At 33.2% G+C, this 25,606-nt stretch carries 25 protein-coding genes and 2 tRNA genes; 12 read left to right on the forward strand and 15 right to left on the reverse strand.

Annotated features, from left to right (window positions below; translation table 11 throughout):
* Nucleotides 1-12 precede the first annotated feature (12 nt).
* Together ggt and HQN62_RS11165 are read right to left on the reverse strand one after the other, a co-directional pair.
* Nucleotides 13-1,698: a gamma-glutamyltransferase gene (gene ggt, locus HQN62_RS11160; RefSeq protein ID WP_173504410.1), complete on the reverse strand. Its 1,686-nt coding sequence runs from the start codon at nt 1,696-1,698 to the stop codon at nt 13-15.
* Complete coding sequence (locus HQN62_RS11165; protein WP_173504411.1) at nt 1,695-2,279, reverse strand: acyl carrier protein phosphodiesterase; 585 nt, start codon at nt 2,277-2,279, stop codon at nt 1,695-1,697. Before HQN62_RS11165 ends, ggt begins: the two co-directional genes overlap by 4 nt.
* Before the next feature lie 231 nt (nt 2,280-2,510).
* Here HQN62_RS11165 and glmM point away from each other — a divergent pair, with 231 nt between their 5' ends.
* The gene (gene glmM, locus HQN62_RS11170) at nt 2,511-3,899 is read left to right on the forward strand and encodes a phosphoglucosamine mutase (protein WP_173504412.1); all 1,389 of its coding nucleotides are present in this window, start codon (nt 2,511-2,513) and stop codon (nt 3,897-3,899) included.
* A 41-nt stretch (nt 3,900-3,940) separates the two neighbouring features.
* Here glmM and HQN62_RS11175 read toward each other — a convergent pair.
* Nucleotides 3,941-4,014 (reverse strand) — tRNA-Pro (locus HQN62_RS11175).
* 277 nt (nt 4,015-4,291) lie between these two features.
* On the opposite strand from HQN62_RS11175, the gene HQN62_RS11180 reads away from it, so the two are divergent.
* The gene (locus tag HQN62_RS11180) at nt 4,292-5,779 is read left to right on the forward strand and encodes an aminotransferase class V-fold PLP-dependent enzyme (RefSeq protein ID WP_173504413.1); all 1,488 of its coding nucleotides are present in this window, start codon (nt 4,292-4,294) and stop codon (nt 5,777-5,779) included.
* 130 nt (nt 5,780-5,909) lie between these two features.
* On the opposite strand, the gene HQN62_RS11185 is transcribed toward HQN62_RS11180, so the two are convergent.
* Both HQN62_RS11185 and HQN62_RS11190 read right to left on the reverse strand, forming a co-directional pair.
* On the reverse strand, nt 5,910-6,788 hold the full coding sequence (locus HQN62_RS11185; protein ID WP_173504414.1) for a lysophospholipid acyltransferase family protein: 879 nt from the start codon (nt 6,786-6,788) through the stop codon (nt 5,910-5,912).
* Nucleotides 6,789-6,879: 91 nt separating this feature from the next.
* Entirely contained in the window at nt 6,880-7,755 is an 876-nt protein-coding gene (locus HQN62_RS11190) for a lysophospholipid acyltransferase family protein (RefSeq protein ID WP_173504415.1), read from the reverse strand.
* Between the two features lie 120 nt (nt 7,756-7,875).
* Between HQN62_RS11190 and HQN62_RS11195 the strand changes: the two genes are divergently transcribed.
* Both HQN62_RS11195 and HQN62_RS11200 read left to right on the forward strand, forming a co-directional pair.
* Nucleotides 7,876-8,514 carry a rhomboid family intramembrane serine protease gene (locus tag HQN62_RS11195; protein WP_173504416.1) on the forward strand — a complete coding sequence of 213 codons (639 nt, stop codon included), beginning with the start codon at nt 7,876-7,878 and terminating at the stop codon, nt 8,512-8,514.
* 31 nt (nt 8,515-8,545) lie between these two features.
* Nucleotides 8,546-9,235 carry an SIMPL domain-containing protein gene (locus tag HQN62_RS11200; protein WP_116798247.1) on the forward strand — a complete coding sequence of 230 codons (690 nt, stop codon included), beginning with the start codon at nt 8,546-8,548 and terminating at the stop codon, nt 9,233-9,235.
* Nucleotides 9,236-9,287: 52 nt separating this feature from the next.
* On the opposite strand, the gene HQN62_RS11205 is transcribed toward HQN62_RS11200, so the two are convergent.
* From HQN62_RS11205 to HQN62_RS11230, 6 genes are all read right to left on the reverse strand, one after another.
* The gene (locus HQN62_RS11205; protein ID WP_116798246.1) at nt 9,288-10,733 is read right to left on the reverse strand and encodes an amino acid permease; all 1,446 of its coding nucleotides are present in this window, start codon (nt 10,731-10,733) and stop codon (nt 9,288-9,290) included.
* A gap of 80 nt (nt 10,734-10,813) precedes the next feature.
* Nucleotides 10,814-10,894 (reverse strand) — tRNA-Tyr (locus tag HQN62_RS11210).
* Nucleotides 10,895-11,066: 172 nt separating this feature from the next.
* Nucleotides 11,067-11,405 (reverse strand): TlpA family protein disulfide reductase, encoded by a 339-nt coding sequence (locus HQN62_RS11215; protein WP_243412131.1) that lies wholly within the window; start codon nt 11,403-11,405, stop codon nt 11,067-11,069.
* Between the two features lie 66 nt (nt 11,406-11,471).
* Nucleotides 11,472-12,227: a DUF4369 domain-containing protein gene (locus HQN62_RS11220; protein ID WP_173504417.1), complete on the reverse strand. Its 756-nt coding sequence runs from the start codon at nt 12,225-12,227 to the stop codon at nt 11,472-11,474.
* Between the two features lie 606 nt (nt 12,228-12,833).
* On the reverse strand, nt 12,834-13,274 hold the full coding sequence (locus HQN62_RS11225; protein ID WP_116798244.1) for a KTSC domain-containing protein: 441 nt from the start codon (nt 13,272-13,274) through the stop codon (nt 12,834-12,836).
* A 167-nt stretch (nt 13,275-13,441) separates the two neighbouring features.
* The gene (locus tag HQN62_RS11230) at nt 13,442-13,687 is read right to left on the reverse strand and encodes a hypothetical protein (protein ID WP_116798243.1); all 246 of its coding nucleotides are present in this window, start codon (nt 13,685-13,687) and stop codon (nt 13,442-13,444) included.
* Nucleotides 13,688-14,183: 496 nt separating this feature from the next.
* Between HQN62_RS11230 and HQN62_RS11235 the strand changes: the two genes are divergently transcribed.
* Complete coding sequence (locus HQN62_RS11235; protein WP_173504418.1) at nt 14,184-14,729, forward strand: hypothetical protein; 546 nt, start codon at nt 14,184-14,186, stop codon at nt 14,727-14,729.
* On the opposite strand, the gene HQN62_RS11240 is transcribed toward HQN62_RS11235, so the two are convergent.
* Both HQN62_RS11240 and HQN62_RS11245 read right to left on the reverse strand, forming a co-directional pair.
* Nucleotides 14,726-15,121 carry a response regulator gene (locus tag HQN62_RS11240; protein WP_116798241.1) on the reverse strand — a complete coding sequence of 132 codons (396 nt, stop codon included), beginning with the start codon at nt 15,119-15,121 and terminating at the stop codon, nt 14,726-14,728. The genes HQN62_RS11235 and HQN62_RS11240 overlap by 4 nt on opposite strands.
* Nucleotides 15,118-17,814 carry a PAS domain S-box protein gene (locus tag HQN62_RS11245; protein ID WP_173504419.1) on the reverse strand — a complete coding sequence of 899 codons (2,697 nt, stop codon included), beginning with the start codon at nt 17,812-17,814 and terminating at the stop codon, nt 15,118-15,120. Before HQN62_RS11245 ends, HQN62_RS11240 begins: the two co-directional genes overlap by 4 nt.
* Before the next feature lie 410 nt (nt 17,815-18,224).
* On the opposite strand from HQN62_RS11245, the gene HQN62_RS11250 reads away from it, so the two are divergent.
* The 6 genes from HQN62_RS11250 (at nt 18,225) to HQN62_RS11275 (ending at nt 22,888) form a co-directional block, all read left to right on the forward strand.
* Nucleotides 18,225-18,377 carry a hypothetical protein gene (locus HQN62_RS11250; protein WP_116798239.1) on the forward strand — a complete coding sequence of 51 codons (153 nt, stop codon included), beginning with the start codon at nt 18,225-18,227 and terminating at the stop codon, nt 18,375-18,377.
* On the forward strand, nt 18,370-18,618 hold the full coding sequence (locus HQN62_RS11255) for a hypothetical protein (protein ID WP_254454433.1): 249 nt from the start codon (nt 18,370-18,372) through the stop codon (nt 18,616-18,618). The genes HQN62_RS11250 and HQN62_RS11255 overlap by 8 nt, the downstream gene beginning before the upstream one ends.
* Nucleotides 18,619-18,636: 18 nt before the next feature.
* Nucleotides 18,637-19,017 carry a YchJ family protein gene (locus tag HQN62_RS11260; protein ID WP_173504420.1) on the forward strand — a complete coding sequence of 127 codons (381 nt, stop codon included), beginning with the start codon at nt 18,637-18,639 and terminating at the stop codon, nt 19,015-19,017.
* Nucleotides 19,018-19,046: 29 nt separating this feature from the next.
* The gene (locus HQN62_RS11265) at nt 19,047-19,835 is read left to right on the forward strand and encodes an META domain-containing protein (protein ID WP_173504421.1); all 789 of its coding nucleotides are present in this window, start codon (nt 19,047-19,049) and stop codon (nt 19,833-19,835) included.
* 244 nt (nt 19,836-20,079) lie between these two features.
* Entirely contained in the window at nt 20,080-21,198 is a 1,119-nt protein-coding gene (locus tag HQN62_RS11270; protein ID WP_173504422.1) for a vWA domain-containing protein, read from the forward strand.
* Nucleotides 21,199-21,424: 226 nt separating this feature from the next.
* A complete protein-coding gene (locus tag HQN62_RS11275) occupies nt 21,425-22,888 on the forward strand; it encodes an AAA family ATPase (protein ID WP_173504423.1) in 1,464 nt (487 codons plus the stop codon).
* Nucleotides 22,889-23,026: 138 nt separating this feature from the next.
* Here HQN62_RS11275 and HQN62_RS11280 read toward each other — a convergent pair whose 3' ends face one another.
* Entirely contained in the window at nt 23,027-23,971 is a 945-nt protein-coding gene (locus HQN62_RS11280; protein ID WP_173504424.1) for a nuclear transport factor 2-like protein, read from the reverse strand.
* A gap of 156 nt (nt 23,972-24,127) precedes the next feature.
* Here HQN62_RS11280 and HQN62_RS11285 point away from each other — a divergent pair, with 156 nt between their 5' ends.
* Nucleotides 24,128-24,721, forward strand: a complete 594-nt coding sequence (locus HQN62_RS11285; RefSeq protein WP_173504425.1) for a 2OG-Fe(II) oxygenase — start codon at nt 24,128-24,130, stop codon at nt 24,719-24,721.
* A gap of 3 nt (nt 24,722-24,724) precedes the next feature.
* Here the strand turns inward: HQN62_RS11285 and HQN62_RS11290 are convergent, their stop codons facing one another.
* Nucleotides 24,725-25,519 (reverse strand): RMD1 family protein, encoded by a 795-nt coding sequence (locus HQN62_RS11290; protein ID WP_116798232.1) that lies wholly within the window; start codon nt 25,517-25,519, stop codon nt 24,725-24,727.
* Between the last annotated feature and the right edge of the window lie 87 nt (nt 25,520-25,606).

Below are 25,606 nucleotides of genomic sequence, written 5' to 3' on the forward strand. Positions count from 1 at the left end.
TTCTTAAATCAATTAATATCCAGATGCGTTATTGTCTCCTCTTTTATCAGCACCGCCTTCTAATTTACCATTTGGAAGCACCAAAATAGCATCAACTTCACCAATAATTTGGTTGTTTTTTTCATTGATGATATAGCCTTTCTTTTTTAAATCTTCCAATAATGATTTTGAAAAAGAATTTGGTTCAAAAACAATTTCATCAGGCAGCCATTGATGATGAAAACGTGGAGCATTGACGGCTTCTTGCATGCTCAAGTCAAATTCGTAAACATTCAAAATAGTTTGTAAAACCGAAGTTATGATAGTTGATCCTCCTGGAGTTCCAACGACCATAAAAAGTTTTCCGTTTTTCTCAACAATAGTTGGAGACATAGAACTCAACATTCTTTTTTCGGGAGCAATGCTATTGGCTTCAGTTCCTGTCAGACCATATAAATTGGGTACTCCGGGTTTTGCACTAAAATCATCCATTTGATTGTTTAGAAAGAAACCCAATTCATCACAATAGATTTTAGAACCATAATTATCATTTAAAGTTGTCGTTACCGAAACCGCATTTCCCTTAGCATCAATTATTGAATAATGGGTTGTCTGCTTACTTTCATAACCTTGAATTGTACCGTGAGCAACATCTGAAGATTTTGTGGCTTTATCAAATGAAAAATTGCTCATTCTCTTTTTTAAATAGGTAGAGTCTTGAAGTTCTTTCATTGGAAGTTTTACAAAATCAGGATCGCCTAAGAAATAATTTCTGTCGGCATAAGCTCTTCTTTCAGCCTCGGTAATTACCTGAATCGACTTCATACTATTATGACCCATTTCGGCAAGATCATACGGCTCAATCATTTTCATAATTTGATTCAAACAAATACCGCCACTGCTAGGAGGAGACATTGAAGTTATTTTTAAATCCTTATATTTAAAAGTGATTGGGGTTCTCCATTTTGCTTGATATTTAGCCAAATCATCAAGACTAAAAAGGCCTCCTTTTTTTGCCATAAAAGCTACTAGTTTTCGTCCAGTTTCACCTTTGTAAAATTCATCTTGACCATTTTTTGAAATTCGTTTCAACGTTTCAGCCAAAGCCAAATATTTAATGGTATCTCCAACTTTATATACTTTCGAAAATAAACTATTTGGGCCGTTTGCTTTTATAAACGAAGCTCTGTAATCTGTCAAACTTTGTGCTTGAAATTGGGTAACCACAACGCCTCTTTCTGCCAAAGCAATTACAGGCTTTAAAATTTCGCTAATAGGTAAAGAACCATATTTTCTATGTACTTCAAATACCCCTGCAATTGTTCCTGGAATTCCGGAAGCTAAAGCTGTTTCGGTACTTTTACCCTCAATAACGTTTCCTTTTTCATCGAGATACATATCTTTTGATGCTGACAAAGGTGCTTTTTCTCTGTAATCTAGAGCACCCGTCTCACCATTGGCTTTTCTGAAAACCATAAATCCACCGCCGCCAATATTTCCTGCTTGAGGATGGCTTACGGCCAATGCCAATTCGGTGGCAACCATAGCATCAAAAGCATTTCCACCTTTCTGCAAAATTTCAACACCAATTTTTGAAGCTTCTTCTCGTGCCGAAACGACCATCGCTTTCGAAGTTACAAGACCTGTTGGCTCAACTATTTTTTCATTCGATTTGCAACTTAAGAACAGTATTGCAGCTAAGAATATTATTTTTTTCATAATGTCATTAATTTTTGTTTTGAATGTATTCTTACGTCTTCAAAGAATGTGATAAATTCGTGTTCGAACTCGGTATAGAATTCAATTAGTTCAGCAGATGAGAATCGCATTTTAGATTCATTTTTGGTTCGACTGTCCATTTGTGTCAGAATCCTATTGATTCCTTCTACAGTTTGGTAACTTACCAGCCAGTTGTATTCAATCATATAAGGCATCATTCCTTTGGTTCTTTCAGATAAAAAATCATGATTGTCTCGTAAAGATTGGTAAAAGCGATTTGTAAAATCAACCAAACTTTCATCGGAATAATTACTCCAGTTTTTTGCCAAAAAGTGATCATAAAAAACATCGACAATTACGCCTGCGTAATGATGATAGTTTTCGTGTAATCGTTTGGTGCTTTTCCTAAAGACAGGATGAGCATCAGTATAAGTGTCAATAAAACGATGTAGAATAATTCCTTTTTGTATTTCTGAAGGGTAACTTTCAAACTGTTTCCCTCTAATTCCATCAGCCATAAAATTCCCGATTTTTATCAAATCATTGTCTCCAGATAAATAGATGTGAGCTAGGAAGTTCATTTTTATTGAGTTGCTAAGGTTCTTAGAAGCTGAGATTCTGAGTTCTCTTTTGTAAATGTATAAACTTTTAAATTATTTAATTCAAAAATTAAACTTTCAATAAAAAGTTTGATTTTTTCTCATAGAAATTCAGAGTTCAAGAATCTAATATTATAAAAACTTAGAAACTTAGTGTCTCAGAAACTCAGTAACTTTTTTATATTTGTAACAAATAACCATTAATTAAAAAAAATGACTTTAATAAAATCAATATCCGGAATTCGAGGAACTATAGGAGGGAAAGTAGGAGATAATTTAACTCCAGTTGATGCTGTAAAATTTGCATCTGCTTATGGAACTTGGCTTAAAAATTATTCCAAAAAAGATAAACTAACAGTTGTAGTTGGTCGTGATGCCCGTATTTCGGGGCCTATGATTCATAATTTGGTTATCAATACACTTATAGGATTAGGAATTGATGTAATAGATTTAGGTCTGTCTACTACGCCAACAGTTGAAATTGCTGTTCCATTGGAAAAAGCAGATGGTGGAATCATTTTGACAGCTTCTCACAATCCAAAACAATGGAATGCATTGAAATTGCTGAATGAGAAAGGGGAATTCTTAAGTGGTGCTGCAGGAGAAAAAATCCTTGAGATTGCCGAAGCCGAAGCTTTTGACTTTGCAGATGTGGACAGTTTAGGCGAAATTACTGTAAATGATGCCTATATGGATATCCATATCGATGAAGTATTGAACTTGCCATTGGTGGATGTTGAAGCTGTAAAAGCTGCTAAATTTAAAGTGGTTGTGGATGGCGTGAATTCTTCAGGAGGAATTATTATTCCAAAATTATTAGAATTAATGGGTGTTGAAGTAGTAAAATTATACTGTGAGCCCAACGGACATTTTCCTCACAATCCAGAACCTTTAAAAGAACACTTAACAGATATTTCGGAGTTGGTGGTAAAGGAAAAAGCACACTTGGGAGTAGTCGTTGATCCAGATGTAGATCGTTTGGCATTTATTTGTGAAGACGGTGAAATGTTTGGTGAAGAATATACTTTGGTGGCTTGTGCCGATTATGTTTTGAGTAAAACTCCAGGAAATACGGTTTCGAATATGTCATCTTCTCGTGCACTGCGTGATGTGACCAACAAACACAACGGAAGCTACGAAGCCAGCGCAGTAGGTGAGGTGAATGTCGTGGAATTGATGAAGAAAAACAATGCGATTATTGGGGGCGAAGGTAATGGTGGAATCATTTACCCAGAATCACACTATGGGCGTGACAGTATGGTAGGTGTAGCTTTATTCCTGACTCATTTGGCGAACAAAAAAATGTCAGTTTCGGCATTGAGAGCTTCATATCCAGAATATTATATGAGCAAAAACAAAATTGAGCTGACTCCACAAATTGATGTAGATGCGATTCTTGTGGCGATGACAGAAAAATACAAAAATGAAGATATTACCACAATTGATGGGGTCAAAATTGACTTTGCCGATAATTGGGTGCATTTAAGAAAATCAAACACCGAACCGATTATTCGTATTTATACCGAGGCGTCCAGTCAGAAATTGGCAGATGATTTGGCCTTGCGAATTATCGATGAAATAAAAGCAATAGCTGGAATATAAAAACTAAAAACCGACTCGTAAGTCGGTTTTTTTATGCCTTGTCGGGATGACTGGATTCGAACCAGCGACCCCTAGCACCCCATGCTAGTACGCTACCTGGCTGCGCTACATCCCGGGTATCTTCGATTGCAAATATATTTTTTTATCGAAAAAAAAGAAAATTATAATTCGGATTGTTTGCAATCATAATTAAGTTTTATTACTAGAATATCCAATATTTAATGTACGAATTTTCAAGATCATATTTTGTATTATTCCTAAAATTAGTGACTTATACAAGTTGAAAATGATAATAGTTTGCTTTTACACTTGAAATACTTTCAAAAATGAAAAGATTGGAATGTTTATATTTTAATCAAAAAACAATATATTTGGTGCCAAATTAAAATGAAATGGCTTCAATTAAAGTAACAACTCAACTAGAACAATATTTTCAACAATTTCGAGATAATATTATTGGAATTAACCAAGAATTTGAATCTCCCTATGGGGCTCAAAAAATTATCTATACAGATTGGACGGCCAGTGGTCGTTTGTATCGTCCGATCGAAGAAAAGTTGATGAATGAGTTTGGACCTTTTGTTGCCAATACCCATACCGAAACTACCGTTTCAGGTACAGCAATGACCAAATCGTACCACCATGCCCGTAACATTATTAAGCGTCATGTAAATGCTAATTCAGACGATGTTTTGATAACGGATGGAACCGGAATGACTGGTGTAGTAAATAAATTTCAACGGATATTAGGTTTAAAAGTACCGGAGAATCTAAAAGATTATATCAATATTCCAGCCGAAAAAAAACCAATTGTTTTTATTTCGCACATGGAACATCACTCCAACCAAACTTCCTGGCTTGAAACGATTGCAGATGTTGAAGTTATTCCTTCCTGTGAGGAAGGGCTTTTTAGTATCGCTAATCTTGCTATTTTATTAGATAAATACAAAGACAGAACATACAAAATTGCCTCTATAACTTCATGTTCTAATGTAACCGGAATTAAAACGCCTTACCATGAAGCTGCTAAACTAATGCATCAGCACAACGGAGTTTGTTTTGTGGATTTTGCCTGTTCTGGTCCTTATGTAAAAATAGATATGCATCCAGAAGATTCTGAATCATATTTGGACGCTATTTTCTTTTCTCCTCACAAATTTTTGGGTGGACCGGGAACTTCTGGAGTTTTGGTTTTTAATAAAAAATTATACCATAATATGGTACCTGATTGTCCAGGTGGAGGAACTGTTTCTTGGACAAACCCTTGGGGTGAACATAAATACATTGACAATATAGAAGATAGGGAAGACGGTGGTACTCCAGGATTTCTTCAAGTGATCAAAACGGCTTTGGCTATTCAATTGAAAGAGCAAATGGGAATTGAAAATATTCTCAAACGCGAACACGAAATTGTGGAGTATGTTTTTGGCTCATTGGGAAATATTCCAAATATCAAGATTCTTGCAGGACAACATCACGATAGGTTGGGAGTAATTTCATTTTTTATAGAAGATTTGCACTTTAATTTAGGTGTAAAACTATTGAACGATAAATTCGGAATCCAAACTCGTGGCGGTTGTAGTTGTGCTGGAACTTATGGCCACTTCTTGTTGCACGTGGACCAAGAAGCTTCAAACAAACTGATTGATGAAATTAGTTTGGGAGATTTAATCAGAAAGCCAGGTTGGATCAGGATGTCAATACATCCAACAACCACTACGGCCGAAATTGAATATGTTTGCAACAGCATTAAATCTCTTGCCGAAAATCATAAAAATTGGGCATTGGATTATGATTATAATAAAGACACCAATGAGTTCTTACACAAAAACGCTCATGCAATTGAAGATACACTAGTTCATGATTGGTTTTCTTTATAAGAAGCCAAGAAACTAAGATAATAAGATTCTACGTTTAAAAAAAAAATCACTTAATCAAAACAGCTTGTCTTGAATAAGTGATTTTTTATTGAATCAAATTCCTGAAATCTTAATTCTAAAATCTTCAGTCTTAAATCTTATCTCTTCTGTACTTCCATCTCTTATGTGTCCATAAATAGAATTCTGGGGCTTCGTAGATTTGTTTTTCCAAAAGCTTCAAATACTGGTCAGTGAGTTCAAAGTTTGGAACCTCTTTAGGATTATCAGAAAGAATTTCAAGGGTCGCTTCGTAATGACCTCGTGATACTTTTTTGGTATTGAGATAAACCAGATTCATATTGTATCTTTTGGATAACATTTCGGCGCCTACATGAACAGGAACTTCAATTCCCATAAATTTTGACCAATGCATCGCCCCTTTTGCTTTAGGTGATTGGTCACTGGCAAAACCATACAAAGCCAATATGTTATTTTTATTATTATTTATAATCGTCGGGACCGTCTGTTTGGTCGTGATTAATTTGGCATTAAATCTGGAGCGAATCTTACGGACTAATTTGTCAAAATAGGGATTTTTTAATTGTTTGTAAATTCCGTACCCTACAAAATCCGAATAATAATTCATTGATATAATCCATTCGTAACTGGCATAATGCGAACAGATAACAGCTACACTTTTTCCCTGTTTTTCAAGTTCTTTATAAACTTCAATGTTTTTAAAAACAAATCTTTTGCAAATTTCTTCTTTCGAAATATTCATTGTTTTTATCATTTCAAGGAACATATCGCACATATGATGGTAGAATTTTTTTTCTACAATCAATCGTTCTTGGTCAGATAAATGGGGTAATGCCAGGATAAGGTTTTCACGAACCGTTTTTTTACGATATCGAATAACTCGGTATACGATGAAATAAACAAAATCAGAAAATAAATATAATAGTCGAAAGGGAAGCATCGAAATTACCCAAATTACTGGATAGGCTACTAAATATATGAGGTATTGCATTTATTAAAATTTAATGCAAATATAATTAAATAATCTTTTTCAGAATTGTTTGAAATTTGAGAATTACTAATTTTACGCTTTTATTCCATTTTTATAGCAATCGTTTATGTTTCCATCTTTTATGAGTCCATAAATAATATTCTGGAGATTCATAAATTTGCTCTTCAACTTTTTTCAAAAATAAATCGGTCAATTCATAGCAAGGGACTTCACTTGCGTTTTCTGAAAGCACTTCTAAAGTTGCCTCATAATAGCCACGCTTTACTTTTTTTGTTTTAAGAAAAACAACATTCATGTTGTATTTTTTAGCCAGCATTTCAGCGCCTGTATGAACTGGCACCTCAATTCCCATAAATTTTGTCCAATGGTGCGCGCTATTTTCTTTTGGAGATTGATCACTCGCAAAACCATAGACTGACAGTTTTTTATTTCTGTTATTCGTTATTATTGTGGGTATTGTTTCTTTGGTAGTAATCAAAGTTGCATTAAATTTAGAACGAATGGAATGAACTAATTTATCAAAATGGGGATTTTTTATTTGTTTGTAAATTCCGTAGCCGTGAAATTTTGTGAAGTAGTTCATTGACACAACCCATTCATAACTGGCATAGTGAGCACACATAATGGCTATACTTTTTTTCTGTTTTTCAAGCTCTGCATAGACTTCAAAATTTGTAAAAACATATCTTTTGCATATTTCTTCTTTGGAAATAGTCATCGTTTTTATCATTTCCAAAAACATATCACACATGTGGTGGTAGAATTTTTTTTCTATTACCAATCGTTCTTTATCAGATAAATGGGGTAGGGTTAGCGCTAAATTGTTCCGTACTGTTTTTTTTCTATAACCAATAAGTCGATAAACTATTATGTAAACAAAATCTGAAAAAAGATAGAGTAAGCGAAAAGGTAAGATTGAAATACACCATAGAATAGGGTAAACAATTAGGTAAACAATGTATTTCATTTGATATATTTCCCCAAATATAGTTTTTTAAATTTCATAGGGAAATAGTTTATGATTTCTTTATTAGGACAAATTATAATATTAAGTAGATTTACACTAAATTTTAAAAACCTACATTTTATGAATGCCATTTTGCTTGGAATTATTGTCGCCAATGTATTAATAAGTTATAAAGGATTTAATGATCTTTCTTTTTTTAGAAAATATGAATTCCATGTTGGCAGTATTCGCGCCGGAGAACAAATCCGAATGATTTCCTCTGGATTTCTGCATGTTGATATGACTCATTTATTGTTCAATATGCTTACTCTTTATTTCTTTGCTCCTGTTGTCACAAATTATTTAGGTAATGTTTCATTTATCATGGTTTATTTCGGCAGTTTGATTTTTGGCAGTTTATTAACGATGCTTTTTCACAAAGATGATTATAGTTATAGAGCTGTAGGAGCATCTGGAGCGGTAACGGGAGTTTTATATTCTGCTATATTATTGCAGCCTGATATGATGTTAGGCCTGTTTTTTGTGATTCCAATTCCAGCTTATTTATTTGGTATCATTTATTTGTTGTATTCAATTTATGGAATGCGATCCAAAAATGACAACATTGGTCATACAGCTCATTTTGGAGGGGCTATGGGTGGCTATTTGATTACTCTGTTGAGAAATCCTGAATTAATACAAGAACATGCTTTAATGACCGTTTTACTTGCAATTCCTATTGTAATTCTTTTTGCAATGGCAAAAATGGGTAAACTTTAAAATTTAATTTCAATCTTTAAAAATCAATATTATGAAAAAATCGATCTTGTTTGTTATCTGTCTATTTACTGTTTTGGCACACAGCCAAGAAATCAAACCTATTCCCCAAGTAAATGTATCAGGTGAAGGAAAAATCAAAGTAGTCCCTGATCAAGTTACCATTTTGGCTACAGTGGAAACTAAAGGTACAAATGCCAAAGAAGTTAAAAAGCAAAATGACCAACAAATGGAGGCTGTTCTAAAATTGGTAAAAAGCATGAATTTGGCTCCTGCAGATTATAAAACAAAAAGAGTTTCTTTGAATCCTCAATATGATTATGAAAAAAAGAAACATACTTATAATGCTACGCAAACCATCGAGATTCTTTTGAGAGATTTATCAAAATATGACGAATTAATGGAAGGCTTGGTTGATCAAGGAATCAATCGTATTGACAATGTAACTTTTCAATCATCAAAGTTGGCTCAATACCAATCTGACGCTCGCAAACAAGCCATGAAAGATGCTAAATTGAAAGCTGATGACTATGTGTCGGTTTTAGGGCAAAAAGTAGGAGCAGGGTTTACTATTACGGATAATTCACAAACGTATTATCCACAACCCGTATATGCAATGAAATCAATGTCTGTTGAATCTGATAATGCTGCTCCAAGACAAACCATGGCTGTTGGTGAAATCGAGATTATAGCCAATGTTAGTGTAAGTTTTAAATTGGAATAAAATCATATCCATTTATTATAAAAAAAGTGCTTGAAAATTCAAGCACTTTTTTTTATGATTTAGTTTCGTTTCGAAGTTTACTTCTTTTCTTGCCATAAAAGAAATAGATTATAAAGCCAATGGCCAACCAAACAAAAAGTCGCAACCAAGTATCAAATGGTAAAGAAACCATCATAACAACACAAGTAATAATTCCTAAGATAGGAACAACAGGAACGAATGGTGTTTTAAAAGGACGTTCTAAATTGGGTTCTTTTTTTCTAAGTATTAAAATTCCTAAACAAACCATTACAAAAGCCAATAAAGTACCAATACTGGTCATTTCACCCACAATGCTTATTGGAACTAATCCTGCAAAAAGGCTTATAAAAATACATAAAACAATATTTGATTTATAAGGTGTATTGAACTTAGGGTGCAATTCTGAGAAAACTTTTGGCAACAATCCATCTTTACTCATCGAATAAAATACACGTGATTGTCCCAATAAATCAACTAGAATAACGGAAGTATAACCAATTAAAATGGCTAAAATTACAGCAATTCCTAACCATTCATAAGGTGTATTTGCTATAGCAATGGCAACTGGTGCTGCACTATTCTTAAATTCGGTGTAATTAGCTAATCCTGTCATCACATAACCAAATAGAATGAAAAGAACTGTACAAACAAGTAAAGATCCAAGTATTCCGATAGGCATATTACGTTGCGGATTTTTCGTTTCTTGAGCCATTGTTGCAACAATATCAAAACCTATAAAGACAAAGAAAACCACACCGGCTCCTCGTAAAACTCCAGACCATCCAAATTCTCCGAATGTTCCCGTATTATTTGGTATGAAAGGGTGATAATTTGCAGGATCAATGTATTGCCAACCCAAAGCGATAAAAACAATCACTACACCTACTTTTAATGCCACAACTATTGCATTAAATAGGGCAGAGCCTTTTGTGCCACGAATGATGATAGAAGTAATTAAGGCAATAATTAAAATAGAAGGTAAATTTACAATACCACGAACAATACTTCCATCGGCTAATGTGGCGGTTTCAAATGGTGATAAAACCAATTGGGGCGGAATGAAAATGTCGAATTTTTCTAGAAATTTTACCAAATATTGTGACCAGCTTATTCCAACCGTCGCAGCACCAACCGAATATTCTAGGATTAAGTCCCATCCGATAATCCAGGCGAAAAGTTCTCCCAGAGTTGCATATGCATAAGTGTAGGCGCTTCCCGAGACAGGAACCATAGAAGCAAATTCGGCATAGCACAAAGCACTGAATGCACAACCAACAGCTGCTATAACAAATGATAGTATTACAGCGGGGCCAGAATTATTTGCAGCCGCAATTCCGGTTAATGAAAAAAGACCTGCACCAATAATTACTCCGACTCCAATGGCAACTAAATTAAGAGCTCCTAAGCTCCGTTTTAATGAATTTTCTCCTGTATTCGCTGCTTCAATTTTTAAAGCCGCAATTGATTTTTTTAGCATAATAAATAAATTATATAAACTATACGGATATAGTAGATTTTTAGATAAAAAAAAAGCCTCAATTTCTTGAAGCGATTTTGTGGGGAGAGCAGGATTCGAACCTGCGAAGTTCACACAGCAGATTTACAGTCTGCCCTCGTTGGCCGCTTGAGTATCTCCCCAAGCCTTATTTGGTAACGCTTATTGCGTTATCCGGGTGCAAATATAGAGACTGTTTTTAGTTTTACAAACTTTTTTTGCACTTTATTTTAGTATTATTTTTAATGCATTGGTATTGAATAAAATAAAAAATCTCCACAAGGGAGATTTTTTATTTTGGAATACTAAAAAGGATTATTTACCTAATAATTCTATGATTTTTGCTTTAAGTTCATCGCCTCTTAAATCCTGCGCTACTACATTTCCTGATTTATCAAGGATGAAGGTAGCTGGAATTGATTCTACTTTGTATTGCTTTGCAATCGGATCTTCCCAACCTTTAAGATTCGAAACCTGAGTCCAAACTAGTTTATCTTTTGCAATAGCTTCTTTCCATTTTGCAGGATCTTCGTCTAGAGAAACACCAATTATATTAAGACCTTTAGAATGCAATTCAGCATAAATAGCCACTACATTTGGATTTTCTTTTCGGCAAGGACCACACCATGAGGCCCAAAAATCAACGATTGTCACTTTTCCTAAACTTTCCTTTAGACTGATTTTTTTGCCTTGTGGGTTAGGAGCAGAGAAATCAGTCCTTCATTTAGCAGCTGGAGCTTGTGGCATTGCTGTAGCACCAACAGAAGGAGTTTTCAATTCAGCAAGTTTTGTTTTAAGAGCTTTACCTGGCTTAGAGTTTTTCAAAGACTCTTCAAGGCTATTGTACATAGTTTCAATTTTTTTAGAATCTACAGCTGGGTCATTGCTCATTCCTTGGATAATTAATACACTGATAAAAGATTTTGGGTGTGTATTTGCATAATCTACATATTTAGTTTTTGAAGTAGCACCAATTTCAGTTTGAATTTTAGTATACTCTTTCATTAAACCATTGATAGTTGCAGTATCTTTAGTTTGCTGTGCCATTTGCATTTTTTGCATGTTAGCTATTTGGAAATCCATTAAAGGTTTTTGAACTTTAGTGATTTCTTCGTTGAATTTCACATACTCATCATTGTTGTAAGTACCAGAAACTTTAGATTTTTGAATTGTATCTTTGTTTACAACGATTGTAATATCTCCATTTTCTAAGATAAATGGAATTTTACCTTGAGTTCCTTCAATTTGCAAAGTATGAAAAGATGGTTCAACTGCTTTTCCTTTAATTTCAAATTTACCGTTTTCTATTTTTACTGTATCTACAGCAATTAATCCCATACCTTTCTCATCTTGAGTTTCTAGGATTACTGTTTTACCGTTTTCAAAACCAGTAGCAGTTCCTGAGATAGTGTATTTGTCTTTGCTACAAGAAGTAAGTAATACTGTAGCAGTAAGAAATAAAATAATTTTTTTCATTTTTATTAGTTAATTGTTTTTAAGGTTACAAAAGTATTTAAAATTATAAATTAACAATAACTTTAGTCCCTAAATTTATGTTATAATTTTCTCGCTTCTAAAGTTCTTAGAAACCAGTAAAATTCAATGTTTATAATTTTATAAAAGTTTAAATATACATAGCCTGGAGAAGTATAGAGTATGTATAATTTTTTTAATTAATGAATTCAGGATTCGCATTGATGAATATGTGATTCAATATGTTCGATTTCATTTAATGTTATCTTAATATCTAAATTCACTGTTCTCAGATCTTTGTGCAAATGTGAACAAACTGGATTTGATTTTAATTTAAAATCAATTTCAGCCTTTATTTTTTCAAGCTTTTCATAGGTTTTCAGGGCATTTTTATATTGCCTCTGGTACCGATTAATATAATCATTCATGGTTTTTTGGGTTAAGTTAGTATTATTTGGGTATGCTAATTTATTAAAAAACCTGTTAAAAAAACGTTAAGTCACTTCAATTTTAATATTTATGAAAATATATGCAGCAATTTAGAATTAGTATGGATATAAAAAAAGCACTCTTTTGAGGGAGTGCTTTTGTGTATATTATATTGAAAAACTATTCTTGATTGATAGTTTTTCTCCAAGGAAATGCATTAAAGATATGTCTTTTTGCAAATCTTCCAGGAGAATCGGCATTTACCATTTTTACGTAAGTAGCTTTAGGAACACTAATGTATTCGTAAACACTTCCGTTTGAGAAATTGACAATCAATCTTCCTTCAACAAATTTGTAGTCTGTAATTGTTGATGTAGCGATTGTCTCAGTATATTCAGGTAAAAGTTGTTTAATGGTCTCTGCATTAATACTTACCAAGAAGTGATAAGCTTCGATTATTTTTTTACTGTTTTCTTCAGCTTCTTTTAAACCAGCTTCATCGCCCTGAAATTTGTCAGGATGAGCATCTTTCATTGCATTACGATAGATGGTTTTTAATTCTTTAAGCTCTACTGTTTTTTCTACGTTAAGTAGTTTGCGGTATTCAACTATTTTTTTCATAAATAAGGTAACTACTTGTCTTTTACTATCAAACCAAATGTATTTGGCTGGAAATTGACAATTTTTTGCAAAGGTACACTTTTTTTTAACTTTTTACTTTAGCTAAAAAAAAAAATCAAAAAAAGTACTTTTTTGATTTTTAAAAATAATTTTGATGAGCTAAAAGCCTATTGTTCAGGTTTCATATTAGCCTTGTCAAAGTTTTTTGATTTTTTTGGATATTTATTATAACTGATATCGCTTGGGTTTTCGATGACACTTTTTATGGTAATCCAATCACCAACGTTATGTTTTTGAGCCATTTTGAAGTCCAAAAGATAAATACCACAAAAATAATTGTTGTTTTCATCTTGCTCCATTATTCCTGTAAAAACGCCTTTTTGTAACATTCTTTCTTCTGATGCTTTGGTCATAATCTCTTTATTTTAAAATAATTCTGGGGACAAAGTTAGGAAATTAATCGGTAATTGATGTGAGATTACACTTGAAATCAGGGCAAATTCATTAGTTTTAAAAACAACCACAGATTAGCAGATTTATTCCTTGATAAGTCGAATTTTGTAATTTCAGAGAAACTAATTTGCGCTAATTCCTCGGAAAGCGGTTAATTTTGGATAGAAATTTTTACAAAAATCAACGAATCTTCGGCAAAAGGAATTCATCGTTTGTCCTGAGAGTTTAAATGCTTTTCGTAAAATGAATAGTTCATATTTATAAAAAATAGGATTGCGAGCTGGGTGAGGGATAGAAATAAGCTACCGAAGTAGCATGGATAGCCCGACAGCATAAAGGAAAGGAACCGCATAAGCGTTACGTGAATTAGGTTCCTTTTCTTTATGGTGACACCCCAAAATACTTGTTTTTGGAATTGATTTGGTACTTAGCGATGTTTGTGATTACCTTTGTTTTATGGAAAAAGTATTTCGCCCGAGCCCAAAATCATTCAAAAACACATTTTGTGTTTTTCATGAAGTGTTGCCTGATCGAATTGCGGGAATGCCAGTGCAATATGACAGTCAATCGGGGAGTAAATATTTTTACACCAGGGAAGGGATGTATCGGCTTTCCAATCATTGGGGGCGTTTGGCCAACAGCAAATGGCGGTTGGAGCCAATGGAACCAGAGACAGAATCCAAATTCAAAATAGGTTTTGCGGCCTGGAATGAATTTTATCCAGATAATACTGAAGAAGAATTATATTATCTGGAAGCCAATTACTTAAAAAAAACGGTTAACTACCAACACCGCAACAATCCAAATTACGATTCGAAAGCCATATTGAGAACCAGTTTTGCAACCGCAAAACGAATCAAGCAAATTCGGAACCTATTTGAACTTACTTCGTGGGCCAAGTATTTTGATTATGACAATCTTGATGATTTGCGCAGGGAAATCATACAAGAATTAATTTTTACCAATAAAACATTGGAAGAAATAAAAAGAGAATTCGTTTAGATGTTTGCCGCTATTAATATTAAATCATTGGAATCAATTGGTTTTGATAAATAGGCAATTATGTCAGAATAATTTTTTGCCTTACTTTTATCTTCTAAAGCAATAGATGAACTCACTATGTATATTTGTATGGGCTCACTGATTTGCGATTTTAGCTTAACCATTTCTTCCATAAATTCCCAACCGTCCATAATTGGCATATTAATATCCAGAAGAATTATATTAGGAAGTATTTCTCCTTTTTCAACTGATTTTTTTAAGACATCAATTGCATCTTTTCCATTTTTGAAACTGCTGGCACTTAAAAATAGTTCCGATTTTTTGATGATTTTATTTGCAATAATTTGATAAATAGGGTCGTCATCTACTACCCATATTGTTTTAAGACTCATACGATTTCAATTTTGAATGTTGTTCCTACATTGGGTTCACTTTCTACTGTTATAGTTCCACCCATAGCTTCTATTTGGTTTTTTGTAATGAACAATCCAACTCCTTTTGAAGTAGGATCATTACTAAAAGTTTTATACATACCGAAAATTTTATTTGCATATTTTACTAAATCAATACCCATTCCATTGTCGGAAATTTCAATAATTTTTTTATTTTTTTTAGTTATCCATTTAATGCTTATAATAATTTTTCGTTCTGAATGGCTGTATCGAATTGCATTTGAAATGATATTGTAAAGAATACTTTCCAGATACGCAGGATTGTAGTTGATTGTTAAATCTTCTGGAATATGATTAAGGATTGTAACTTCTTTGGATATAATTTGCTTAGAAAAGACTTTCATAACATTATCAATATACTCTTTTAAATTCAATGCTTCCGTTGCTAAGTCTATATTAGTACGGATATTAATCACTTCATTTAAGTGCAACATTGTTTCATTAAGCAAACTGGAAACCGAAACCAACAATTCCATCATTTGTTGTTTTTCCTGCTCTGTTTCAGCTTCCTGAAGTAATGTTACAATTGAGGCTATATTGCTGGTATGCGATCTTAAATTATGCGAAATTATATAAGAAAAATTCAATAATCTTTCATTTTGTTTGGAAACCAAAATAAATGAATTATTCAAATCATCTTCAATATTTTTTGATTTTGTAATATCAATCATTATTCCTTGCAAGCTTATCGCTTTGCTATTTTCATAAACAATATTTACCATATCTCGTAGCCATATTATAGCTCCGTTTTTGCAAATCATTCTATACTCTAAATCGTGATTTATGTGTTCATTTTTTTTTGCCACACAATATTCAGTAACCCATTCTCTATCTTCAGGATGGATATGATCTTTCCAAAAATTAGGATTACTTAACCATTCCTCTGAAGTATAGCCTAAAATTTGTTCAACTTTTTTACTAACAAAAGTAAAAGCAAAGGTTTGAATATCGCATTCCCAAACAATTCCGTCAATAGTGTTAATAATGGATTGTACTTTTTGTTGTGATTTAAGGATTGTTTTTTCATTTGTCTTTCGAAAAGTAATATCCTCGGTAGAAATAATCATGCGCTCCAATGTTTTTTCATACCCCTGTAATGCATTCCATCTAAAATGTATGTCAATAGTTTTTCCATCACTGCTCTTGATTTTGCTATCATATGTTAAACGATTGTTATTTTGTGTAATAGCAACCAACTGTTTAATAAAATCATTTAAAGTTTCTGTATCAAGAACTTGTTCTAAATTACCAACTAATTCCTGTTTTGTTTTTATTTTAAGAAGTTTAAGACATTCGTTATTTACGGCAATAATTTTGACAAGATTGAAACATGTAAGAACAGCATCATAATGTTCCAAAAAATATTTTTCGACCACTACAGGGTCTTTATCAAGAAGATTACGATCCTTCAAGTAACTTTTTATAAAAGATAAATCAACTTCCCATAAAGGAATAGGGGAGTTTTTAAAAAGGTTTTTAAATTGTTTTTCACTTTTTTTAAGATCCTCTAAGATTTGCTTTTGTAGAGTAATATCTTCCACAATAGCAATGTTTGTATTTTTATCTGATTTTTCATTTGCCTTGGAAAGTGAACTTACAATGATATTTGCCCAGATTTTTTTTCCGGATTTAGTTATATAACGTTTTTTTAAGTTGTAATCTTTAATTTGACCTTCATTGAGTGCCTTTTCATTTTCCTCATTTATTATTAAATCATGAGGATGCGTAATTGATTGGTAGTTTTTTGTTTTTATCTCATTTTCAGAATATTCCAGAATTCTACAAAATTTATTGTTGATTTCCAGAAAAGCACCTGTATCATTGTCTACGAGAGCTATACCTATTGGAGCCTGATCAAAAATAGTTTTAAATTTCAATTCGCTATTCAGTAACTTTTTTTGTTGAATATCGAGCAATTTCTGTAATTGTTTCGGTCTATTTAATAAGATGGTAACGAATGACCCCAGTAATAATGCTAGAAGAAAGCCTAAAATTGAAGGAAGAAAGAGAACTGAGTAATGATTATTTTGCTTTTTTGACAATAGATATAGTTTCCAGTTTCCATCTGGAATTTGTATTGAAATTTTTTCTTTGTCATAAATTCCTTCCTTGCGAGGAAGAAAAAACTCTTCGTTTTGAGTATTGGGGTTTATTTTTGAAAATTGAAAATAATATTTACTGGTATCAATTGAATTAATTCCAGAAATTTTTAATAAATCTCCCAATTTGATTACAACAGCAGAGAACCCCCAAAATTTATTTTTTTTGTAAACAGGCAATCTGCCAACAATTCCAATTCCGCCTTGTTTCAAAACTAAAGGACCGGCAAAATACATTTTTTTATTTGCTATCGATTTTAGTGCTTCACTTTTAACACTTGGAGTGCTAAAAAGGTTAAGATTTAAAGCAGATTCATTTCCCTGTAAAGGATAAATATATTTGACAACCCCATTTGGCACCAGTTGAACTGCACTAATGCAATTATTAGAAGCAAGAAGTTGGGATCCTATAGAGTCAAAATTATCGGGCGTACCATCGTCATTGATAGTTAATGCCAACGTAAGAGTTGTTGCGTAACAACTTTTAAGACATTGATCAATATTTTGATGTAAATTTTCAAGAGTTGATTGCATCTCTCGAAGTTTATTTTCTTTAATAATTTGGAAACGCTGAAAAATTGAAAATGCAACGCCAATACTCAGGATTAAAAAAATTAATACCCCTGTCGTCTTAGGCTTTGTTAAAAACCATTGAATAAAATTGGGCCATTTACCTTTGTATTCCATTGAAAATAATATTGTAAGGTTTCAAAAAAGCTGCCTTTTTTGAATAAAAAACCTAAGTTGTCTATATAAAGATACTATTTCTAATACACAAAAGTAAGAAATACTTGTTTCATTTTTAATATTAAAACATGAAGTAGATGGTTTTTCAACATAAAAATTTCAGTCATTTCAATAATAAACCCGAACTTTGTGGCCGTACTTTAGGGTAACGATTTTATAATAAGATTATTATTCAAATAAAAATCGAAAGAAATATAATGAGCAGAAACAACGAAGGGAACATCAAAAAACACAACGATAAACTGCACAAAGCGCAAGACAAAGCCAAGAAAGCAGCGATGGATCGTAAAGAAAAACTAAAACAAATCACTAAAAAATTCAATGAAGGAAAATCTTCGGAGAATGAATAAACGAGAAACCATGGATAAAAGTAAATTTATCGAATTAAAAAGTGGTGTTCAGGAAATAATTGATTTTATTGCCAGTAAAAACGCTAAGGACGCCAATAATAAGTTGGTTGATATTAGCGAGGAATTGGATGAAATGCTGGATCACGCCGAAGAGGATGAGGATCTTAGGGAGATCAGTAAATATCAAGTGTTATTGAACCAGCTACAACAAAGAATAGTCATGCTTGACGGGCAAATTTAATCCATTTTAAAATAGAATATGATTTCTAAAAAATGTTATTGCGGTTCTTCGGAATCTTTTGAATCCTGCTGTAATCTTTATATTAGTGAAGTTCAAAAAGCCCCAACAGCTTTAGCACTAATGAAATCGAGATACTCTGCCTATGCCACACATCAGGCTGATTATTTATTGGCTACAACACACAGTTCCGAAAGAAAATATTATTCGCGAGAAGAAATTTTACATTGGGCGACAGCCAATAAATGGCAAAAACTCGAAATTATCGCGGCTACTGAAAACACGGTGGAATTCAAAGCGTATTTTATTGATGAAAACAATACCAATCAAGTGCATCATGAGTTTTCTACTTTCAAGCAGGAAAACGGCAGTTGGTATTATGTGGATGGGAAGTTTAAATAATTTACAGTTTTAAAAGCGTATTAAAAATCATGAAGAAATGGATTCAATTTTTGCCAATTATTTTGCTTATAATTGGTTGCAAAAGCGCTGTAACAGCTCCGAATGAAACTGTGAAATCCGAACCTACTTTTGCCTATAAACAGCAAATGGAGAATTTGGAAAAAGGCATCTATTTCAGGGGAAATGGCAACGAACCGGATTGGAACTTAAAAATATCCGAAAATACCATTGAATTTTCTTCTTTGATGCCCGGTTTTGAAACATTAACCGGTAATCATGTTGAACCCCTTCGGGCTATGGATGCAAATGTAAAAATGTATCGAGTTACGGATAAATCAATCACAATGATTATCCAAATTATGCAGCAGGAATGTGTAAATACGATGTCTGGTGAGAAATCATCTTATTCCGTTCGAATTGAAATTGTAAAAGACAACAATTCCACATTTTTGAGTGGTTGCGGTAATTATATAACAGATCCCCGTTTGCACGATATTTGGGTTTTGGAACAATTGAATGGAAAAAAAGTAAGTTTAACAGATTTCACCAAGGAATTGCCCAATCTTGAAATAAACAGTACAACCAATCAATTCATGGGTTTCGCCGGTTGCAACAAAATGAATGGCACTATTTTCTTCGAAAGAGGACTGCTTCGATTCACCAATACCATAACCACAAGAATGGCTTGCAGTGAAAATAATAAAGAAAATGAATTCCTAAAAGCATTACAAAGCACGACCACTTATAAAGTCAAAAACTTACGATTGACGCTTACAAATCAGTCGGGTAATGAGTTGGTTTTTAAAAAAGTAGATTAGTTGTTTTAAATGATTAATTTAGAATATGTTCAACCAAAAAAAATCCACAGCAATAAAATGCAACACAGATTTCACAAATTCACACAGATAAAGTTGTGTAAATTTGTGAATTAAAAATCAGCGAATACTAAAAAAATATTGAGCAATGATCTAAATCTGTGTTTCTTTTCCTAAAAAGGCTTTTAACTTAAAATTATAAATTGTTAGTAGCAAGTTCATTTAAAAATAATCTAAATTTATATTTATGAACGATACGATAAAAAAGGGATTCTATTTTAAAAGCTACGAAGCTCCGTTTCAGTCTCCATTTGATAAACTTTTTGCCATTTTCAAAGAGCTTATTACACATACTTCAGGAGATTTTGATGAAGCTATCAGTTGGTTGCGCGAATTGGACAAAGAATACAAACTAACCGAGCCATCCTATACAATTGAGGATTTTATTGAGGATTTGAAGAAAAAAGGATATCTTCGGGAAGAACTCAAAGATGACGGAACGCAAGGTTTGGGAATTACTGCCAAAACAGAGCGAGCCATACGCCAGCAAGCTTTGGATAACATTTTTGGAAATATTAAAAAATCGGGGAGTGGTAACCACAAAACCAAGCACGTTGGTAATGGAGATGAACATACAGGAGAATTTAGAGAGTTTCATTTTGGAGACGCATTAGAGCGTATTTCGCTGACCGAAAGTTTGAAAAATGCACAAATCAACAACGGTGTGGCCGATTTTATGTTGACCGAAAATGATTTGGTCGTCGAGGAAACCCGATACAAATCCCAAATGAGCACCGTTTTGATGATTGACATCAGCCACAGTATGATTCTGTACGGAGAAGACCGTATAACTCCCGCCAAGAAAGTGGCAATGGCGTTGGCCGAATTAATCACTACCCGTTACCCAAAAGACACTCTGGATATACTTGTTTTTGGAGATGATGCTTGGCAGATTTCCATTCGGGATTTGCCTTACCTCAAAGTCGGTCCATTTCACACCAATACCGTTGCCGGCCTGCAATTGGCAATGGATTTATTGCGCAGAAAACGTAATACCAACAAGCAAATATTCATGATTACCGACGGTAAACCAAGTTGTGTTAGGGAAAAAGACGGATCTTATTATATGAACAGCAACGGTCTCGATCATTACATCGTCGAAAAATGTTATACCCAGGCGCAACAAGCCAGAAAACTCCATATTCCGATAACCACTTTTATGATTGCAAACGATCCTTATCTGCAAAAGTTTGTAAATAAGTTTACCGAAGCCAATCAGGGAAAAGCATTCTACACCGGATTGAAAGGTTTGGGCGAAATGATTTTTGAAGATTATGAAACCAATAGAAAGAAACGAATAAAATAGTTTAGGTATAGTTTGGAGCAGAAAGATTAGGCATTTTTGGAAACATCGTCCCGCTTTCCACTACAATCTTATAAGCCTAACCCCGGCTTATAAGGATTTCCGCTACAATCGGGGCTAAAAGGGAAAATTGCTTTTTCGCACTTATAAAACAAACAGAATTAATTAAACTTAGATTCTTAGAAACTTAGTCCCGATAACTATCGGGACAGCAACTTAAATAAAAAACATGAAGATAGAAAACATAAATACATTCGGTCAATTAAAGAAATCAGGATACGTAAGCAAAAGTATCAAAGATGAATTGCGACACAATTTAAGAACAAAAATCAAATCGGGAGAACCAACTTTTGAAGGAGTGCACGGTTTTGAAAACACCGTAATCCCTGAATTGGAAAGAGCTATTCTGTCGCGTCATAATATCAATTTGTTGGGACTTCGCGGGCAGGCCAAAACAAGATTGGCTAGAAAAATGATTGAACTGTTGGACGAATACATTCCGTATGTAACAGATTCTGAAATTAATGACGATCCTTTTCATCCTTTATCCCGTTTTGCTAAAGACATTATTGCTGTCAAAGGAGACGAAACCCCGATTTCGTGGTTGCACAGAAGCGAACGATTTTTCGAAAAACTTGCCACTCCAGATGTAACAGTCGCCGATTTGATAGGTGATGTCGATCCCATAAAAGCTGCGAATTTAAAATTATCCTATGCTGATGATCGCGTCATTCATTTTGGGATGATTCCGCGTGCCAACCGTTGTATTTTTGTGATCAACGAATTACCTGACTTGCAAGCTAGAATTCAAGTAGCGCTATTTAACATACTGCAAGAAGGCGACATACAAATTCGTGGGTTCAAATTGAGAATGCCACTCGATATGCAATTTATCTTTACCGCAAACCCTGAAGACTACACCAATAGAGGAAGTATTGTGACTCCTTTAAAGGACCGAATAGGTTCGCAAATCTTGACACATTATCCTCAAGATATCAAAACGGCTCGAACAATTACAACGCAGGAAGCAAAACTTGATACTGCCCAAAGCGATTTGGTTTATATTCCTTCTCTAGCGAAGGACTTATTGGAGCAAATCAGTTTTGAAGCGCGAGAAAGCGAATTTATTGACAATAAAAGTGGCGTTAGCGCCCGTCTGAGCATTACGGCTTACGAAAATTTATTGAGTACCGCCGAGCGTCGTGCTTTACGATCAGGAATAGATAAAACTACTTTGCGTTTATCTGACTTTATGGGGATTATTCCGTCCATAACCGGTAAAGTTGAATTGGTTTACGAAGGAGAGCAGGAGGGAGCGGCTATTGTGGCGCAACACCTTATAAATGATGCAATCCATACTTTTTTCCCAGCCTATTTCCCAAAAGTTGAGAAATTGGAAAAACAAGGAGAAAAAACACCATATACAGATATTTTGGATTGGTTTTTCACCGAAAGCGGTTTTGAATTATTGGATGACTGTTCCGATGAGGAATACAAAACTATTTTGGACGGTATTGTCCCTTTGGAAAAATTAATAGAAAAGTATCAACCACAATTAGAAAAACGAGATCGTTATTTTATGAAAGAGTTTGTTTTGTGGGGATTGGTCGAATACAAAAAACTAAGCAAAGGCCGTATATCCGAAGGGTATCAGTTCAAAGATATCTTTGGAAGTTATATCAGTAAATTATAACTAATTGGATTAGTAAAAGTTAACACGAATTACACTAATTAGCACAAATTCTTTGTATCGTTAAAAAAAGATACTAATTCGTCCTATTAGTGTAATTCGTGTTTTTTTTGGTTAAGATTTGAGTTATTGAATGTCCCATTATTTCACTTCTAATATTTTTTGGCTGTAATATGCTATTTCATTAGTTATTTTTCCTTTATCATCAAAAGTATCAATGAACATCATAGGCAAGACTATACTTTTTTTATCTGATTTTCTGATTAATCTGATTTTCCACCATGATTGAACAACTCTTGCATCATCCAATTCATAATGTAAATAATCAGGATATCCTACTTGATCAATACTTACAAGATCATATATTTCAAACATTTTTTTATCGTTTTCCTTTTGTTCTGCCAAGGTGTATTGTTTATTAATGTCTGGATTATTAATATCTATAAAAGTAGCTTTGTCATCATAATACTTATAAGCTTTATCAAAATCTTTGTTTTCAAATGCATACACCATTTTTCGCACAGAATTAATATTTTCATGATGATTGTAGATTTGACCATTGGTTCTCTCGGCATAACTTTCATTGATTTCATCGTTTACAGTACTGGTCGAATAGTTAATCATCATTTTTATTTTATTGTCTTTATTTACGGTGAATAAACGGTGGATTGGACGATCAATTTTTACGCCAGTTTCTTTCTGAACACCTTTTACGTCTTCCCAAGTTTGAACCCAAACTAAATCTTTTTGATCGGCATCTTTGTATTCTAGAGCATCAGGATAAGCGCCTTTGGATCTTTTGATACTTGGATAATCGATGTTGTCTTTCCATGTTTTAACCGTCTTTAAATAAGCCGCTTTATCCATTCCTTTGTCATCCTTATTGGTAGTTGTTCCGCTATAGTACTTAAAATCATCAGCTAAATAGCTAGCCACTTTATCGGCGTTTCCACTAACAAATGCTTGTGTCATGTCTTCTACTGTAGTGATAGCAGGATGCTCTACATAAATAGTACCATTCGGTTTTTTTTGGGCGTACGTGATGCTAGTCGCGATCAACAATACAAGTGCAATACAGTTTTTCATGTCTATTCAAGTTTTTAGTTAAAAAAAGAATTAAATTTAACAAAAATTTATTGATTATCAGTACTTTACGTGTTATTTATTTTAAATATAGCATTACTGATTTTAATTAGTCTACCTTGCCACGTTGGAACTATTTTCAGTCCATCAAAATTGGATATGGAGAATAGTTTTGAAGATTTGATTGCTACTTATATTGAAAATAAGGTAGGCATATCCGAACATTTTTTGAGTAATGATTTGGCTAATAACTTAAAGCAAAATCTACATAATTTAAATAAAAACAGCCAATTATCAGCTGCAGGGATTGGTAATTCAGAAAAGTTATCATACGATGGAGCCATTCGAAGTGATTCCATCTATTGGCTAGACAAAAAGAATAATAATGCGTTTGAGAATGAATTTTTTCTACAAATAGAAGCTTTTATACTTTATTTGAATGAAAGTTGTTATGCTGGAATTACGGGTTACGAATTTCATTATTCGTTATATGAAGCTGGAGATTTCTACCTGAAACATCTCGATCAATTCAAAAACAATCCCAGTCGAAAATACTCGATGATCAGCTATTTAAACAGTAATTGGCAGGAAAGTGACGGAGGTGAACTACTCATTCACCAATTGGATAACAATCAAAAAATCAGTCCAACACAGGGTAAAACAGTTTTCTTTAAAAGTGATGAGCTTGTTCATGAAGTTTTGGTTACCCAAAAAACCAGAATGAGTATTACTGGATGGTTAAAGAGCGATTAATTTTTAATGAAAAAGTAACGCTATCATTATTTCCAAAAAAATTAATATAATCACAATCCATTCCAATCGGGAGCTTTCACGTACATTCAAAACATCCGTAAAAAGTCTAAGATTGTCCTCTACGATATCCAATCTATAATCAAGATCCTTAAAACGTGGATTGATATCAAAATTAGCTTTTAGATGGCGATTTAAAAGATGGAGCTCTTCATTGTCCCAAACTAAATTGGGGTCATCGAGAATATAGAGATTATCAACAATACTGTTTTTGACGTTCAATACTTTTCCGATGTATTTCAGTAGATTTTTTTTTGAAATGCTTAGTTTTCCGTGCTGTTCTAATTCTTGTATGTATTTTTTGGAAGAAGTGATAAGATCATCTGTCAGCGCTTCATAATAATCCAATGCAACAGATTGGGCAATATTGAGCATTACGATTTTCATGACAGAAGCATCAACAAAAGGTACAGAGACATAATCATTTTTGATAATCACTTTTGGAGTGTTTGTATCAATTTCTATTCGATATTCCTCAAGCAATTCCAAATCAACAATTGTCGAAGCATAGTTTTTGACAAAATCAATGAATTCATTTTTCTCCGTAGCTGTGCAATTTGCAAATACAACTACTCCATAATCAAATATATAGATGTAGCGTTTTTTGTTTTTTAACGTATAAAAAATTTCAGAGGGTGAACTGGAATGTGCTTCAACTCCATATTCAGTTCTTATTTTTTTTATGTTAAAAACTTCTGCGATTTGAATAGCCTCAATTTTAATAAAATTATCATTTCCCATAATAGAAGTTTTGTTTTATACCATCAATGTAGCTTAAAGTTAGTTATTTCCATTTGATTAAATAATGCCGTAATATTTTTTTTGACT

This window comes from Flavobacterium sp. M31R6 (assembly GCF_013284035.1).
Lineage (GTDB): Bacteria > Bacteroidota > Bacteroidia > Flavobacteriales > Flavobacteriaceae > Flavobacterium.

Bases quoted from the DNA above. Each gene is read 5' to 3' on its own strand.
- HQN62_RS11235 (WP_173504418.1), top strand. From the start codon at position 14,184: ATGGAAAAAGTATTTCGCCCGAGCCCAAAATCATTCAAAAACACATTT.
- HQN62_RS11180 (WP_173504413.1), top strand. From the start codon at position 4,292: ATGGCTTCAATTAAAGTAACAACTCAACTAGAACAATATTTTCAACAA.
- HQN62_RS11200 (WP_116798247.1), top strand. From the start codon at position 8,546: ATGAAAAAATCGATCTTGTTTGTTATCTGTCTATTTACTGTTTTGGCA.
- HQN62_RS11285 (WP_173504425.1), top strand. From the start codon at position 24,128: ATGGAGAATAGTTTTGAAGATTTGATTGCTACTTATATTGAAAATAAG.
- HQN62_RS11260 (WP_173504420.1), top strand. From the start codon at position 18,637: ATGATTTCTAAAAAATGTTATTGCGGTTCTTCGGAATCTTTTGAATCC.
- ggt (WP_173504410.1), bottom strand. From the start codon at position 1,698: ATGAAAAAAATAATATTCTTAGCTGCAATACTGTTCTTAAGTTGCAAA.
- HQN62_RS11165 (WP_173504411.1), bottom strand. From the start codon at position 2,279: ATGAACTTCCTAGCTCACATCTATTTATCTGGAGACAATGATTTGATA.
- HQN62_RS11255 (WP_254454433.1), top strand. From the start codon at position 18,370: ATGAATAAACGAGAAACCATGGATAAAAGTAAATTTATCGAATTAAAA.
- glmM (WP_173504412.1), top strand. From the start codon at position 2,511: ATGACTTTAATAAAATCAATATCCGGAATTCGAGGAACTATAGGAGGG.
- HQN62_RS11270 (WP_173504422.1), top strand. From the start codon at position 20,080: ATGAACGATACGATAAAAAAGGGATTCTATTTTAAAAGCTACGAAGCT.
- HQN62_RS11220 (WP_173504417.1), bottom strand. From the start codon at position 12,227: ATGAAAAAAATTATTTTATTTCTTACTGCTACAGTATTACTTACTTCT.
- HQN62_RS11245 (WP_173504419.1), bottom strand. From the start codon at position 17,814: ATGCAATCAACTCTTGAAAATTTACATCAAAATATTGATCAATGTCTT.
- HQN62_RS11265 (WP_173504421.1), top strand. From the start codon at position 19,047: ATGAAGAAATGGATTCAATTTTTGCCAATTATTTTGCTTATAATTGGT.
- HQN62_RS11275 (WP_173504423.1), top strand. From the start codon at position 21,425: ATGAAGATAGAAAACATAAATACATTCGGTCAATTAAAGAAATCAGGA.
- HQN62_RS11225 (WP_116798244.1), bottom strand. From the start codon at position 13,274: ATGAAAAAAATAGTTGAATACCGCAAACTACTTAACGTAGAAAAAACA.
- HQN62_RS11240 (WP_116798241.1), bottom strand. From the start codon at position 15,121: ATGAGTCTTAAAACAATATGGGTAGTAGATGACGACCCTATTTATCAA.
- HQN62_RS11250 (WP_116798239.1), top strand. From the start codon at position 18,225: ATGAGCAGAAACAACGAAGGGAACATCAAAAAACACAACGATAAACTG.
- HQN62_RS11195 (WP_173504416.1), top strand. From the start codon at position 7,876: ATGAATGCCATTTTGCTTGGAATTATTGTCGCCAATGTATTAATAAGT.
- HQN62_RS11290 (WP_116798232.1), bottom strand. From the start codon at position 25,519: ATGGGAAATGATAATTTTATTAAAATTGAGGCTATTCAAATCGCAGAA.
- HQN62_RS11185 (WP_173504414.1), bottom strand. From the start codon at position 6,788: ATGCAATACCTCATATATTTAGTAGCCTATCCAGTAATTTGGGTAATT.
- HQN62_RS11280 (WP_173504424.1), bottom strand. From the start codon at position 23,971: ATGAAAAACTGTATTGCACTTGTATTGTTGATCGCGACTAGCATCACG.
- HQN62_RS11190 (WP_173504415.1), bottom strand. From the start codon at position 7,755: ATGAAATACATTGTTTACCTAATTGTTTACCCTATTCTATGGTGTATT.
- HQN62_RS11205 (WP_116798246.1), bottom strand. From the start codon at position 10,733: ATGCTAAAAAAATCAATTGCGGCTTTAAAAATTGAAGCAGCGAATACA.
- HQN62_RS11230 (WP_116798243.1), bottom strand. From the start codon at position 13,687: ATGACCAAAGCATCAGAAGAAAGAATGTTACAAAAAGGCGTTTTTACA.